We start from the raw sequence: 14,122 nt of genomic DNA, 5'->3' as shown, positions 1-14,122 counted from the left end.
CGCGGGACTGCGGCCGCGCACCGCGTGCGCGGGCACCCGGCTGCGCCGCGGCGTCTCAGGCGAGTTCGATGAGCTCCTCGTACTCCGCGTTCCACAGGTCCTCGACGGCGTCGGGCATCACCAGCACCCGTTCCGGGGCGAGGGCCCTCACGGCGCCCGGGTCGTGCGAGACGAGAACGACCGCACCCTCGAAGGCGTGCAGCGCCCCGAGGATCTCCTCCCGGCTGGCGGGATCGAGGTTGTTGGTGGGCTCGTCGAGCAGCAGCACGTTGGCACTGGACACGACGAGCGTGGCGAGCGCCAGCCGCGTCTTCTCGCCACCGGAGAGCACCCCGGCGGGCTTGTGGACGTCGTCGCCACTGAACAGGAAGGAGCCGAGGATCTTGCGGGCCTCGAGTTCGGGCAGGTCCAGGGACGCACTCATCATGTTCTCGAGCACCGAGCGATCGGGGTCGAGGGTGTCGTGCTCCTGGGCGTAATAGCCGATCCGCAGACCGTGCCCGGGCACCACCTCACCGGTGTCGGGCTGGTCCACCCCGGCGAGGATCCGCAGCAGGGTGGTCTTGCCGGCACCGTTCAGACCCAGGATCACCACGCGACTGCCGCGGTCGATCGCGAGGTCCACGTCGGTGAAGATCTCGAGGCTGCCGTAGGACTTGCTGAGGCCGCGCCCCATCAGTGGGGTCTTCCCACAGGGAGCGGGGGTGGGGAATCGCAGGCTCGCCACCCGGTCCTGCTGCCGCTCCCCCTCGGTGTGGGCCATGAGACGTTCGGCCCGACGCAGCATGTTCTGCGCGGCCACGGCCTTGGTGGCCTTGGCGCGCATCTTCTCCGCCTGGGCGGTGAGGGCGGATGCCTTCTTCTCGGCGTTGGCGCGTTCCCGCTTGCGGCGCTTCTCGTCGTCCTCGCGCTGGCGCAGGTACTGGCGCCAGCCCATGTTGTAGATGTCGATGACCTGCCGGTTGGCGTCGAGGTAGAACACCTTGGTGACCACCTGCTCGACGAGCTGCACGTCGTGGCTGATGATCACCAGGCCCCCGCGGTAGCTCATGAGGTACTCCCGCAGCCACTGCACCGAGTCGTGGTCGAGGTGGTTCGTCGGCTCATCCAGGATCATCGTCGTGGCCTGGGAGAACAGGATGCGGGCGAGTTCGACGCGGCGGCGCTGGCCACCGGAGAGCGTCTCCAGCTGCTGCTCCAGCAGGCGCTCGGGCAGGCCGAGGTTCGCCGCCATCCGTTTGGCCTCGGCCTCGGCGGCGTATCCGCCGCGGGTCTCCAGTTCGTCGTTGAGCCGCACGTACCGGTTCATGGCCTTCTCGCGCAGGTCACCGGAGAGGGACTCATCCCCCATTTCCTGCTCAGCGCGGCGCAGCCGGGCGAAGACCTCGTCGAGCCCGCGGGCGGAGAGGATCCTGCGCAGCACCAGTTCCTGCGGGTCTCCGGTGTGGGTGTCCTGCGGGAGGTAGCCGAGTTCGCCGCGCACCTCGACCGTCCCGGCGGCGGGCTGCAGGGTACCGGAGAGCACCTTCGTGAGGGTGGTCTTGCCGGCCCCGTTGCGCCCGACGAGGCCGACCCGGTCCCCGTCGCGCACCTGGAAGGACACGTCGCTCATGAGCAGACGCGCCCCCACCCGGACCTCGAGCCCCGAGACGCTGATCACTCGCTCCTCCTCCGCCGGTGGTGGGCGCGCGCGGGTCCGTCGGCGCCCCGGCCCGTGCGGTGTCGGGCCGACAGGCGAGTCTAGTGGGGCCGCCCTCCGGCGTGCCGGACGGACGATGACGCGGGGCGGTTCACACCGGCGTGCTGGGGAGTCGCCCGCGGCCTGCTCGCGTGCCAGGATTCTTCCCGGGAGCGGCCCCGCCGTGCCCCCGCGGCCACCGTCCGCGGCACCGAGATGGTCCGACCGACGTCATCCCAGGAGAGCGACGATGCTCATCGCAGTCCCCCGCGAGATCAAGAACCACGAGTACCGGGTGGGCCTCACCCCCGCCGGTGTGCACGAGCTGGTCCACTCGGGCCATGACGTGCTCATCGAGCAGGATGCGGGCCGTGGCGCTGGTATCAGCGACGATGACTACCGCGCCGCGGGCGCCCGGATCGCCACCACCACGGAGGAGGTCTGGAGCCGCGCCGACATGGTGGTGAAGGTGAAGGAGCCGGTGGCCGCCGAGTACGGCTACCTGCGTGAGGATCTGGTGCTGTTCACCTACCTGCACGCGGCGGCGGACCGTCCCCTCACCGACGCTCTGGTCTCCTCCGGCACCACCTCCATCGCCTACGAGACGGTGCAGATGCCGGACCGTTCCCTGCCGCTGCTGGCGCCCATGAGCGCCATCGCCGGTCGCCTGGCCTCGCAGGTCGCCGCGTACCACCTGATGGCGCCGCTGGGCGGCTCTGGGGTGCTGATGGGTGGCGTGCCCGGCACCGGTGAAGCCCGGGTGCTGGTCATCGGCGGCGGTGTGGTCGGCGAGCAGGCGGCGCTGATGGCGCGCGGCCTGCACGCGAACGTCACCGTGATGGACGTGAACCTCTCCCGCCTGGCGCAGATCGCCACCGTCCACGACGGCAACATCCTCACCCGCTACTCGACCCGCCTGGACCTGGCCGAGCAGGTCGCGCAGGCCGATGTGGTGATCGGTTCCGTGCTGATCCCCGGCAAGAAGGCCCCGAAGCTCGTCACCGACGACATGGTGCGCACCATGAAGAAGGGCTCCGTGCTGGTGGACGTCGCGATCGACCAGGGCGGCTGCTTCGAGCACTCCCGCCCCACCACCCACGCCGATCCGACCTTCGGGGTGCACGACACCGTCTACTACTGCGTGGCGAACATGCCGGGTTCGGTGCCGGTGACCTCCACCGCGGCTCTGACCAACGCGACCATGCCGTACGTGCTGCGTCTGGCTCGCGAGGGCTGGGCCGACGCCCTGCGCCACGACGCCTCCCTGGCGAAGGGTCTGACCACCCACGCCGGGCGGATCACCAACGAGGGCGTGGCCGAGGCTCATGAGATGGAGTTCGTGGGCGTCGACGAGGTGCTCGCCGGGGTGTGACCCCGGTGGAGCCTGTGTCGGCTCCACACCCGCGGGAGCGCCCCGGGAGGATCGATCCTCCCGGGGCGCTCCCGCGTCTCGTCGTCCTGTCCTCGCCCCGGTCCTCGTCGGGGCGATCTCACCGACCCGTCCCCGCTCGGGGAGGGTCAGGCCATTCTCAGCATCCCCAGCTGCTGGTCGCCGACCTCGAGGATGTCACCCTCCGTGAGGCCCAGAGCCCGGTGGACAGCCCGGGAGCGCTGGTTGCGGCAGTCGATGAAGGCGACCATCCGCCGGTCGGCCGCGCGGGCCTCCGCCGTCACCGCCTCGACGAGGTGGCGGTAGAGGCCCTGGCCCTGGTGGGCACGGCTCACGGCGGCAGGGCCGAACATCCAGTCCTCGGGGGTCGCGCCCTGCTCCAGGGCCCAGCGGGCCGTCGCCCCGGGCGGTCCGGGATGCTCGCTCCAGGTGCCCAGGCTCGACAGCACGACGGCGGAGCGGATCGCGCCCTCGTCACCGCGGATCACCCGCAGACCGGGGCCCCGAGGACCCGGCGCAGGGACGGGGCGTCCCGCAGACTGCCCTGGACGAACCCCTGCTCGGCCCGCTCCTGCTCGGTGAGGTCGTCACCGCGCGCCTCGGTGAGCAGGGCCGCGATCCCCTCGAGATCCGACTCCTCGGCCCGCACCATCGCGCCGGGTGCGGGCCCCGGCGCGACGGCGGTGTCGTCGTCCCCGCTCACAGGTTGAAACCGATGGCGCGCAGCTGCTCGCGCCCGTCGTCGGTGATGCGCTCCATGCCCCACGGCGGCATCCACACCCAGTTGATGCGGTGGGTCTCGGTGATCGGGTCGAGCACCGCGAAGGTCTGCTCCTCGAGCAGATCCGTCAGCGGGCAGGCGGCGGAGGTGAGGGTCATGTCGACCACCACATCGCCCTCCTCCACGGTCACCCCGTAGACGAGACCGAGGTCCACCACGTTGATGCCCAGCTCGGGGTCGATGACGTCCTTGAGCGCCTCGAGCACCTCGTCCTTGGTCACGTGCGCCCGGGGGGCGCTCTGCTGCTCGGTCATGGGACCTCCTGGAAGTGCGGATGGGGCCCGGCGACGCGCCGGGGCGGGAGGGGCGGGCCCGGTGCCGCTGCACCGGGCCCGCAGGGCTCACTGCGCGGCGAGGAAGCGGTCGTAGCCCTCGTTCTCGAGGCGCTCGGCGAGCTCCGGGCCGCCCTGCTCGGCCACGCTACCGTTGACGAACACGTGCACGTAGTCCGGGCGGATGTAGTTGAGGATGCGCGTGTAGTGGGTGATCAGCATGATGCCCACATCGGTGGTCTCCTTGGCCCGGTTGACCCCCTCGGCGACGATCCGCAGGGCATCGACGTCGAGACCGGAGTCGGTCTCGTCGAGGAGCGCGATGGAGGGCTTGAGCAGCTCCATCTGCAGGATCTCGTGTCGCTTCTTCTCACCGCCGGAGAACCCCTCGTTGACGTTGCGCTCGGCGAAGGCGTGGTCCATGCGCAGGTTGTCCATGGCACCCTTGACGTCCTTCATCCAGGTGCGCAGGGCCGGGGCCTCGCCATCGATCGCCGTCTTCGCGGTGCGCAGGAAGTTCGACACCGTCACGCCCGGCACCTCCACCGGGTACTGCATGGCCAGGAACAGGCCCGCGCGGGCGCGCTCGTCGACGGACATCTCGAGCAGATCCTCACCGTCGAGCAGCACGCTGCCGCCGGTGATCTCGTACTTCGGGTGGCCGGCGAGGGAGTAGGCCAGGGTGGACTTGCCGGAGCCGTTGGGGCCCATGATCGCGTGGGTCTCACCGGAGCGGATGGTGAGGTCGACGCCCTTGAGGATCTCCTTGGTCCCCTCGGGGGTCTCGACGGTGGCGTGGAGGTCCTTGATTTCCAGGACGGACATGACGTTCTCCTTGTGGTCTGTGGGGTCTCAGGGGTGGGCGGCCGGGGCCGTGAAGGGTCGGCGTGGGGGTCGGGGGCGGTTCAGGGATCGAGGGTCCGGGTCGGATCCACCTGGACCGACCCGTCGGGCTCGACCCGTACCGGGTACACCGGCACCGGCAGCACCGCGGGAAGCTGCCGCGGCCGACCGGTGCGCAGATCGAACTGGCTGCCGTGCTTCCAGCACTCGAGGGTGCATCCCTCGACGTCACCGTCGGAGAGGGCGACGTCTCCGTGGGAGCACCGATCGAGCAGAGCATGCACATCGCCGTCCTCGTCTCGCGCGAGCGCGATCTCCACCCCGCCGGCCTCCACCGCGAGCACGGTGCCCGCGGGGAGTTCGGCGAGGGTGGCGACGGTGACGTAGCTGCTCATCAGCGGGTCAGTTCATGCTCCGGGCGAGCTCGTTCTCGATCGAGGTGTACAGGTGGTCACGGATCTCCTCCACGTCGATCTGCTGGATCAGTTCGGCGAAGAAGCCCCGCACCACCAGTCGGCGCGCCTCGATCTCGGGGATGCCGCGGGCCTGAAGGTAGAACAGCTGCTCATCGTCGAAGCGACCGGTGGCGGCGGCATGGCCGGCGCCCTCGATCTCCCCGGTCTCGATCTCCAGGTTCGGCACCGAATCAGCCCGGGCACCCTCGGTGAGCACCAGGTTGCGGTTGAGCTCGTAGGTGTCGGTGCCCTCGGCCTCCTTGCGGATGAGGACGTCCCCCACCCACACGCTGCGGGCGTTCTTCCCCTGCAGGGCCCCCTTGTAGGTGGAGTTGGAGCGGCAGTTCGGGGCCGCGTGGTCCACGAACAGACGGTGCTCGAGGTACTGGTCCTCGTCGGAGAAGTACAGGCCGAGCTTCTCGACCTCGCCGCCGGGCGCGGTGAACTCGCTGATGGCGTTGACGCGCACCGCGTGGCCGCCGAGGGAGACCACGATGTGCTTGAGCGTGGCGTCGCGGCCGATGCGGGCGTGGTGGGTGGCCAGGTGCACGGCGTCGTCGTCCCAGTCCTGGAGGGAGATGACGGTCATGCGGGAGTTGTCCCCGACGACGAGCTCGACGTTCTGCGCGTACCGGGCGGTGCCGGTGTGGTTCAGCACGAAGGTCGCCGACGACGACTCCTGCGTCTCGAGCACCAGGTGGTCGTGGGCCAGGCGCTCGGCGCCGTTCCCGCGGACCTCCACCCGGAAGGGCTCGTTCAGCTCGGCGTTGCGGGGGGCGACCAGGTGCCGGGCCTGCTCGGTGCGGGCCGAGGCGATCGCGGACGGGAGGTCCTCCGGCACCAGGGCGGTGCCACGCGGGGCCTGGCCGGCGGCGAGGGTCGCCACCGCTTCGACTCCGCTCGGCAGCTGCACCTGCACGGCCACTGCCCGGTCGCCATCCCGGTCATCCCCGGCGACGTCCTCGAACAGCGGGGCGAAGCGGCGCAGCGGGGTGAAGCGCCACTCCTCCTGCTTCGAGGTGGGGGCCTCGTGGGCGGACACCTCGAAGGAGCGGTGGCGCTGCGCCCGGGTGGCGCTGGTGGCGGCGCCCCCGCCCTGGCCGGCGATGACGATGCCCTCGTCCTCGAGCTCCGGGGTCGTGGGCTCGGCGTCCGCGAGGGCCTCCTGCGCCAGCACCGGGGCGGCGCCAGCGGCCCCGCCGACGGCCTCGTTGGCCCCGGGGTCCCCTGCGCTCTCGGCACCGGTCACATCGATGGTGGTCATCAGCCGACTGCTCCTTCCATCTGCAGCTCGATCAGGCGGTTCAGTTCCAGGGCGTACTCCATGGGAAGCTCGCGCGCGATCGGCTCGATGAAGCCGCGCACGATCATCGCCATCGCCTCGGACTCCTCCATGCCGCGGCTCATGAGGTAGAACAGCTGCTCCTCGGAGACCTTGGAGACGGTGGCCTCGTGGCCCATCTGGACGTCATCGACGCGCACGTCCACGTACGGATAGGTGTCGGTGCGGGAGATCGTGTCCACCAGCAGCGCGTCGCACAGCACGGTCGAGGCGGCATGCTCGGCGCCCGGCATCACCTGCACCAGACCGCGGTAGCTGGAGCGGCCACCGCCGCGGGAGACAGACTTCGAGACGATGGAGCTCGAGGTGTGCGGCGCCATGTGCACCATCTTGGAGCCGGTGTCCTGGTGCTGCCCCTCGCCGGCGAAGGCGATCGACAGGGTCTCACCGCGGGCGTGCTCCCCCATCAGCCACACGGCCGGGTACTTCATGGTGACCTTCGAGCCGATGTTGCCGTCGACCCACTCCATGGTGCCGCCCTGCTCCACCGTGGTGCGCTTGGTGACCAGGTTGTACACGTTGTTCGACCAGTTCTGGATGGTCGTGTAGCGCACGCGCGCGTCCTTCTTCACCACGATCTCCACCACGGCGGAGTGCAGCGAGTCGGACTTGTAGATCGGGGCGGTGCAGCCCTCGACGTAGTGCACGTAGGAGCCCTCGTCGGCGATGATCAGCGTCCGCTCGAACTGGCCCATGTTCTCGGTGTTGATGCGGAAGTAGGCCTGCAGCGGGATCTCCACGTGCACGCCCTTGGGGACGTACACGAAGGAACCGCCGGACCACACCGCCGTGTTCAGCGCGGAGAACTTGTTGTCCCCGGCGGGGATCACGGAGCCGAAGTACTCCTCGAAGATCTCCGGGTACTCGCGCAGACCGGTGTCGGTGTCCACGAAGATCACGCCCTGGGCCTCGAGGTCCTCGCGGATCTGGTGATACACCACCTCCGACTCGTACTGCGCGGCCACACCGGCGACGAGACGCTGCTTCTCGGCCTCCGGGATGCCCAGGCGGTCGTAGGTGGCCTTGATGTCCTCCGGGAGCTCATCCCAGGTGGTGGCCTGCTTCTCCGTGGAGCGGACGAAGTACTTGATGGTGTCGAAGTCGATGCCGGACAGGTCCGGGCCCCAGGTGGGGATCGGCTTCTTCTCGAAGAGCTTCAGCGCCTTCAGGCGACGCTCCAGCATCCACTCGGGCTCGTTCTTCAGGCGGGAGATCTCCCGCACCACGTCCTCGTTCAGACCGCGGCGCGCCGTGGCGCCCGCGGTGTCGCTGTCATGCCAGCCGTAGGCGTAGTTGCCGATGGACGAGATGATCTCGTCCTGGCTGAGCTGCTCGGGTGCGCTCGTCATGGTGTCCTTCCCTCGGTGAGTGGAATGTGAGTCGTGCAGGCGTGTGCACCACCGGCCAGCGTCGCCAGACGCTGGACGGGGGCGCCGGTCATGGCGGCGAGGGCGCGGGTCTCGACCTCGCACAGCACGGGGTGCCGCTCGGCGACCTCCCGCACCGGGCAGTGGCCCTGGACCAGCTGGGCGGTCTCCAGGGTGCGGCCGCGCAGTCCCGGTCGCGGCGAGGGCAGGGCCACCCGCACCGGACGCACGGTCGCTGCATAGCCGCGGTCGGTGAGCAGGGCGGCGATCTCCTGCACCACGCAGGCGCGATCGCGGGCTGCGCGGGGGGTGTCGCGCAGGCGGGCCTCGAGTTCCTGGCGCCACTCCTGGACGCGGGCGGTGGCGACCCGGGCGACGGCCTCGGGCCCTCCGAGCTGCTCGAGCTGCTGCAGGGCGATCTCCATCAGATGGTCGACCTCCCCGTCCGCTCCCAGATGCGCCAGGGGGGAGAGCACGAAGGCCTTGCTGGGTCGGCCACGTCCCCGTGCACCCGTCGGCCGCTCATGCTCGATGATCTCCCCATCCGCCTCCAACGCCGCGAGGTGGCGCCGCACGGCGGCGCCTGTGAGCCCGAAGCGTTCGGCCAGTTCCCCGGCGGTGATGGGGCCGTGCGCGGAGATCGCCTCCAGCAACCGCTGGCGGGTGTCGCCCTGGGATCGGGCCTCTCGCGGGGTGCGCGGATCGGTGACGGTCGACGGCCGATCGGTGGCGTCCACACACTCTCCTCTCCGGCGGCTGAGCTGTCGCGGCGGGTCGTACGGGCCGGAGCGATGCGGCACCGCGGTGTCTCCACCTCGGGGGTGTGTCCACCGGGGAACCGCGGTCGTCGACCATCGAACCCCCATCGATTTTACAAGCTCGCGCTTGCGAAAACAGGAGGTTTGCCGGATCGGCGGCCCGACCGTGACCGGTACCACGGGCGTCGTCGGCTCTCGGGCCTCCTCAGTAGGCTCGAACGCATCCGGCGCCGTCCCCTCGCAAGCGCCTCTGGACCGATATGCCGAGGAGGCAGCCATGACCGCATCGTCGCCCACCCCCGCCGACAGCAGCCCGACCACGCCTGAGGGGCAGCAGGACACGCAGTACGACCAGAAGGGCAGCTACGTCCACAAGGGCGAGGACTACCAGCGCGACATGAACTACATCGCCGACCGGATCACCCGGGACGGCCGCGACGGGTGGCCGGTGGAGGCCGGCCGCTACCGTCTGATCGCCGCCCGGGCGTGCCCCTGGGCGAACCGCACTCTGATCTCCCGCCGTCTGCACGGCCTGGAGGACGTCCTCTCGGTGGGCATGCCCGGCCCCACCCATGACAAGCGCTCCTGGACCTTCGACCTCGACCCCGACGGCAAGGATCCGGTGCTCGGCTACGAGCGTCTGCAGCAGGCCTACTTCGCCCGCTACCCCGACTACCCGCGGGGCATCACCGTGCCGGCAATCGTCGACGTGCCCTCCAAGGCCGTGGTGACCAACGACTTCCAGACCATCACCCTGGACTTCGCCACCGAGTGGACCGAGTTCCACCGCCCCGGTGCCCCCGACCTGTACCCGGAGGAGCTGCGCGGCCAGATCGACGAGCTGAACCGCTGGATGCTGCACGAGGTCAACAACGGCGTGTACAAGACGGGCTTCGCCGGCACCCAGGCCGGGTACGAGAAGGCGTACGACGCCCTGTGGTCGGCCCTGGATGTGCTCGAGGAGCGCCTGTCCACCCAGCGGTACCTGTTCGGGTCGCGCCTGACGGAGTCCGATGTGCGCCTGTTCCCGACCCTGGTGCGGTTCGACGCCGTGTACTACTCGCACTTCAAGTGCAACCGACAGCCGCTGTTCACCATGCCGAACCTCTGGAACTACACGAAGGATCTGTTCCAGACCCCCGGCTTCGGTGACACCGTCGACTTCGAGCAGATCAAGCAGCATTACTACGTGGTGCAGACCGACATCAACCCCACCCAGGTGGTGCCGAGGGGCCCCGACCTGGAGCGCTTCATGGAACCCCATGATCGCGACCGGTTCGACACCGACACCTGGGGCCCCGGTGGCACCGCCCCCGAGCCGCCGAAGGCGGAGGAGGTCGTGGACCCCGACCACACGCCGCTGCACCTCACAGGGCGCTGAGGCTCCCCCGCCCCTACGATGGGGGCGCCATGGACACCCGCGCCCCCGCCCTCGTCGTCACTGACCTGCGCCGCAGCTTCGGCGGGGTCGCCGCCGTCGACGGTGCCACCTTCAGTGCCCGCCACGGGCAGGTCACCGCGATCCTCGGCCCCAACGGGGCCGGGAAGTCGACCACCATCCACTGCGCCACCGGTCTGCTGCGGCCGGACTCGGGCACCGTGCGGGTGCTCGGGTCCGACCCGTGGCGGGCCTACCCGGATCTGCGCGCACGCGTGGGGGTGATGATCCAGGACGGCGGTCTCGCCAGTGGGGCCCGGGCCCTGCAGCTGTTGCGCTATGGCGCGTCGTTGCACGAGAAGCCCCTGGACGTCGACGAGGTGGCCGAGCATCTGGGCATCGACGAGTTCGGTTCCACCCTGGTGCGGCGGCTCTCCGGGGGCCAGCGCCAGCGCCTGGCCCTGGCATTAGCGATCATCGGTCGGCCGGAACTGGTGTTCCTGGACGAACCGACCGCCGGCATGGACCCGTCCATCCGCCGCACCGTGCGGCATCTGATCCGGTCCCTCGCCCGCACGGGCACCGCGGTCGTGCTGACCACCCACCTGATGGCCGATGTGGAGGACCTCGCCGACCACGTGGTGGTGATGGCCCGCGGCCGCGTGGTCACCACCGGATCGGTGGCGGAGATCCTCTCGTCGCATCACTCCCGCGACGGACGCGTGCACCTGGCGGCCCGGGCTGACGGCATCGAAGCCGAACGCGCCGAAGCCCTGGCGGCGGAGCTGCGCATCGTCGGTCGCCGACACGGTGTGGACCTCGAGGTCACCACAGGTGCGGCGGACCTCGAGTCGGTGCTCATCGACCTCACCCGCGACGAGGAGACCCCCTGATGCCCTCGCATACCGCCCAGGCGGCGCCCGCGTCCCAGCGGGTGCTGTCCCACGCCGCCTTCGAGGCCCGCGTGCTGCTGTCCAACGGCGAGCAGCTGATGGTCGCGATCCTCATGCCCGCCCTGGTGCTGCTGGGCCTGCGCCTGCTGCCGGTGGGGCGGCTGGACGGGGTCCCGACGATCGCGACCGCGGTGGCCGGTGCCCTCGCGACGGCGCTGATCTCCACCGCCTTCACCTCCCAGGCCATTCAGACCGGTTTCGATCGCCGCGCCGGGGTCCTGCGATGGGTCGCCACCACTCCCCTGGGCCGCGACGGTTACCTCGCAGGGAAGATCCTCGCCACGCTGGGCCTTCAGGTGCTGCAGCTCGTCCTGCTGGGTGGGATCGGCCTGGCGATGGGCTGGCGGCCCGGGATCGGCGGCCTGCTCGCCGCCGTGCCGGTGTGGCTGCTCGGGACCATCGCCTTCGGTGCCCTGGGGCTGCTCATCGCGGGCACCCTGCGCGCGGAGGCCGTGCTGGCCGTGGCCAATGTGGTGTTCGTCCTGGTCGTGGCAGTCGGCGGCGCGGTGGTGCCGGTCGACCATTACCCCGGCGTGCTGCGGTCCCTGGTGGACCTGCTGCCTTCCGGCGCCCTCGGTGAGCTGCTGCGAGCTACCCTGGCGCAGGCCGGTCCGTTCCCCTGGGGTGCGTTCGGCGTGCTGACCGTCTGGGCCATCGGGGCCAGCCTCGCGGTGATGCGCTGGTTCCGGTGGCAGGACGTGTGAGGCCCGCCCACAGCACCCACACCCCCGCGCCCCCATAACGCCCCGTCTATGGAGGTTGTCGTGGGGAATCCGCGCCGGATTCCCCACGACAACCTCCACTCTCGCGCGGGTCAGGAGCGCGCGTGGCGGGACCGCCTGGACGGGGTCACGCGCCTGCCGACGTCTAGACTCGAGTCACCATGACCTCCGCCTCCCCTGCCGCGCCCGCCGGCTCGTCCGCGAGCGCCCCTGAGTCCACTGCCGCCCCGGCGGTCGCCGCCTCGTCCGCTGTGTCCGGCCCGCCCACGTCCCCGCCAGCCGCACCCGGTTCCCCGGTACTCGCCGACCTCTCCCCCGGCGTCCGACGCCTGGTGCAGATCGCGTTCTGGGGCAACCTGCTGTGCCAGATGGGCATCATCGTCACCGGCGGTGTGGTGCGTCTGACGGGATCGGGGCTGGGGTGCTCTACCTGGCCGAACTGCGAACCGGGGCAGTTCACCCCGCAGTACACCCCCGCGATGGGCATCCACCCCTTCATCGAGTTCGGCAACCGCACGCTCACCGGTGTGCTGACCGTCTTCGCCCTCGCCGTACTGCTGGTGACGCTGCGCTGGCTGCGCGGTAAGGGCCGCGGCTTCGTGGCCCTCTCCGTGTGGCCGCTGGTGCTGACCCTCGTCCAGGCGGTGCTCGGGGGGATCACCGTGTGGATGGACCTGCATCCCGGGGTGGTCGGGCCGCACTTCCTGGGATCCGTGGCGCTGATCGCGATCTCCGTGGTGCTGCTGGTGCGGCTGTACGACGGTGATGAGCGGCGGCGACGGGCCGTGCCGCGGGCCCTGGTGCCACTGCTGTGGGCGCTCGCCGCGGTGGCGGCCGTCGTGCTGCTGCTGGGGACCGTCGTGACCGGCTCCGGCCCGCACTCCGGGGATGCGGAGAACCCGGTCCGGTTGCCACTGGACCCCCGGATGATGTCGTGGCTGCACGCCGACGCGGTGATGCTGTTCTGCGGTCTGTTGATCGGGGTGCTGGTGGCGGTGCACCTGGTGGTGGCGCCGGTGGCGGCCCGCCGCGCAGCCCGCATCCTGCTGCTGGTGACCGTGCTGCAGGCGATCCTCGGCTACACCCAGTACTTCACCGATCTGCCGGAGCTGCTGGTCGGTCTCCACCTGGCAGGCGCAGCACTGTTCACCGCGACGGTCACCTGGGTGGTGGCCACCGGGTGGACCTGGAACCGGGCGACGGACCTGGATCCGGCCGTGCGTGACGCCGCCGACCCGGCGGCCCTGCCCGCCGGCGCACCCGACGAGACGGACGCGCGGTGAGCACCGGAACCGGGGAACGTCCACCCCACGTCGACGCCGCACGGCCCGCCGGCGAGTTCGTCGCCGCCGTCCTGTCCCATCTGCGGCGAGTCGTGGGCCCGGGCTGGAACCTGCTGGACGTCGACGCCGAGGTACGTCGGCTCATCGACGAGGCCGGTGCCACCAGCTGCTACATCGACTACCACCCGCGGTTCGGCGCCTACCCGTTCGGGCGTGTCATCTGCACCAGCGTCAACGAGGCCGTGCTGCACGGCCGCCCCTACGACCGGGTCCTGCGCGACGGCGACCTCGTCTCGTTCGACCTCGCGGTGCAGCTGGACGGCTGGGTGGCGGATTCCTCCCTCACCGTCGCCCTCGGCACGGCGGCCGAGGAGGATCTGCAGCTGATCCGTGACACCGAGGCCGTGATGTGGGCGGGCATCGACCAGGCGCGCGCCGGCCGCACCGTCGGCGACATCGGCCATGCGGTGGAGAACGAGGCGCGCCGACGCGGGTACGTCATGAACCGCCAGTTCGGCGGACATGGTGTGGGACGCACCATGCATGAGGCGCCCTTCGTGCCGAATGCCGGGACCCCGGGTGCGGGTGCCGTCCTGGAGGCGGGGATGCTGCTCACGGTGGAGCCGTTCCTCATGCCCACCACGGATGCCCTGCATATCGATGAGAGGGACGGCTGGACCGTGGTCTCCGACGACGGCTCCCGCGGCGCCCACGCCGAACACACACTGTTCATCACCGACGGTGATCCGATCGTCCTCACCGCCCGGGCCGACGACCCCTCCCCGCGCAGCTCCCTGCCCTGACGTCCAGCAGCGGCGGGGGCTCACGCCACGGGCCGTGCGCCCGCTCAGCCACGATCATCCGGCGGCCCGGGTGGGGCGCCGACTCCGCCGGACTCAG

15 protein-coding genes are annotated in these 14,122 nt (G+C 70.6%); 6 read left to right on the top strand and 9 right to left on the bottom strand.

The window, feature by feature from the left end; genetic code table 11:
* Positions 1-55: 55 nt before the first annotated feature.
* The gene (locus JSY14_RS00330) at positions 56-1,612 is read right to left on the bottom strand and encodes an ABC-F family ATP-binding cassette domain-containing protein (protein ID WP_432803643.1); all 1,557 of its coding nucleotides are present in this window, start codon (positions 1,610-1,612) and stop codon (positions 56-58) included.
* A 316-nt stretch (positions 1,613-1,928) separates the two neighbouring features.
* Here JSY14_RS00330 and ald point away from each other — a divergent pair, with 316 nt between their 5' ends.
* Entirely contained in the window at positions 1,929-3,050 is a 1,122-nt protein-coding gene (gene ald / locus JSY14_RS00325) for an alanine dehydrogenase (protein WP_259556749.1), read from the top strand.
* A 146-nt stretch (positions 3,051-3,196) separates the two neighbouring features.
* Here the strand turns inward: ald and JSY14_RS00320 are convergent, their stop codons facing one another.
* The 8 genes from JSY14_RS00320 to JSY14_RS00285 form a co-directional block, all read right to left on the bottom strand.
* Positions 3,197-3,556 carry a GNAT family N-acetyltransferase gene (locus JSY14_RS00320; protein WP_259556748.1) on the bottom strand — a complete coding sequence of 120 codons (360 nt, stop codon included), beginning with the start codon at positions 3,554-3,556 and terminating at the stop codon, positions 3,197-3,199.
* A complete protein-coding gene (locus JSY14_RS00315) occupies positions 3,553-3,771 on the bottom strand; it encodes a hypothetical protein (protein WP_259556747.1) in 219 nt (72 codons plus the stop codon). Before JSY14_RS00315 ends, JSY14_RS00320 begins: the two co-directional genes overlap by 4 nt.
* Positions 3,768-4,103 carry a metal-sulfur cluster assembly factor gene (locus JSY14_RS00310; protein WP_259556746.1) on the bottom strand — a complete coding sequence of 112 codons (336 nt, stop codon included), beginning with the start codon at positions 4,101-4,103 and terminating at the stop codon, positions 3,768-3,770. Before JSY14_RS00310 ends, JSY14_RS00315 begins: the two co-directional genes overlap by 4 nt.
* An 87-nt stretch (positions 4,104-4,190) precedes the next feature.
* The gene (gene sufC, locus JSY14_RS00305; protein ID WP_259556745.1) at positions 4,191-4,946 is read right to left on the bottom strand and encodes a Fe-S cluster assembly ATPase SufC; all 756 of its coding nucleotides are present in this window, start codon (positions 4,944-4,946) and stop codon (positions 4,191-4,193) included.
* 80 nt (positions 4,947-5,026) lie between these two features.
* Positions 5,027-5,359: a non-heme iron oxygenase ferredoxin subunit gene (locus JSY14_RS00300; protein ID WP_432803580.1), complete on the bottom strand. Its 333-nt coding sequence runs from the start codon at positions 5,357-5,359 to the stop codon at positions 5,027-5,029.
* Between the two features lie 7 nt (positions 5,360-5,366).
* Entirely contained in the window at positions 5,367-6,683 is a 1,317-nt protein-coding gene (sufD, locus tag JSY14_RS00295) for a Fe-S cluster assembly protein SufD (RefSeq protein ID WP_259556744.1), read from the bottom strand.
* Positions 6,683-8,110, bottom strand: coding sequence for a Fe-S cluster assembly protein SufB (gene sufB, locus JSY14_RS00290; RefSeq protein ID WP_259556743.1), 1,428 nt, complete (start codon positions 8,108-8,110; stop codon positions 6,683-6,685). Before sufB ends, sufD begins: the two co-directional genes overlap by 1 nt.
* Positions 8,107-8,865 (bottom strand): helix-turn-helix transcriptional regulator, encoded by a 759-nt coding sequence (locus tag JSY14_RS00285; protein WP_259556742.1) that lies wholly within the window; start codon positions 8,863-8,865, stop codon positions 8,107-8,109. Before JSY14_RS00285 ends, sufB begins: the two co-directional genes overlap by 4 nt.
* Before the next feature lie 298 nt (positions 8,866-9,163).
* On the opposite strand from JSY14_RS00285, the gene JSY14_RS00280 reads away from it, so the two are divergent.
* The 5 genes from JSY14_RS00280 to map all read left to right on the top strand — a co-directional run bounded on the left by JSY14_RS00280 (position 9,164) and on the right by map (position 14,025).
* The gene (locus tag JSY14_RS00280) at positions 9,164-10,267 is read left to right on the top strand and encodes a glutathione S-transferase family protein (protein ID WP_259556741.1); all 1,104 of its coding nucleotides are present in this window, start codon (positions 9,164-9,166) and stop codon (positions 10,265-10,267) included.
* A gap of 29 nt (positions 10,268-10,296) precedes the next feature.
* The gene (locus tag JSY14_RS00275; RefSeq protein ID WP_259556739.1) at positions 10,297-11,157 is read left to right on the top strand and encodes an ABC transporter ATP-binding protein; all 861 of its coding nucleotides are present in this window, start codon (positions 10,297-10,299) and stop codon (positions 11,155-11,157) included.
* A complete protein-coding gene (locus tag JSY14_RS00270) occupies positions 11,157-11,921 on the top strand; it encodes an ABC transporter permease (RefSeq protein WP_259556738.1) in 765 nt (254 codons plus the stop codon). Before JSY14_RS00275 ends, JSY14_RS00270 begins: the two co-directional genes overlap by 1 nt.
* 179 nt (positions 11,922-12,100) lie before the next feature.
* Positions 12,101-13,222: a COX15/CtaA family protein gene (locus tag JSY14_RS00265; protein WP_259556737.1), complete on the top strand. Its 1,122-nt coding sequence runs from the start codon at positions 12,101-12,103 to the stop codon at positions 13,220-13,222.
* Positions 13,219-14,025, top strand: a complete 807-nt coding sequence (gene map, locus JSY14_RS00260; RefSeq protein WP_259556736.1) for a type I methionyl aminopeptidase — start codon at positions 13,219-13,221, stop codon at positions 14,023-14,025. The genes JSY14_RS00265 and map overlap by 4 nt, the downstream gene beginning before the upstream one ends.
* Positions 14,026-14,122 lie beyond the last annotated feature (97 nt).

The sequence above is a fragment of the Brachybacterium sillae genome (assembly GCF_025028335.1).
Classification (GTDB): domain Bacteria; phylum Actinomycetota; class Actinomycetes; order Actinomycetales; family Dermabacteraceae; genus Brachybacterium; species Brachybacterium sillae.
This window is presented reverse-complemented; position numbering and strand designations above follow the sequence as displayed.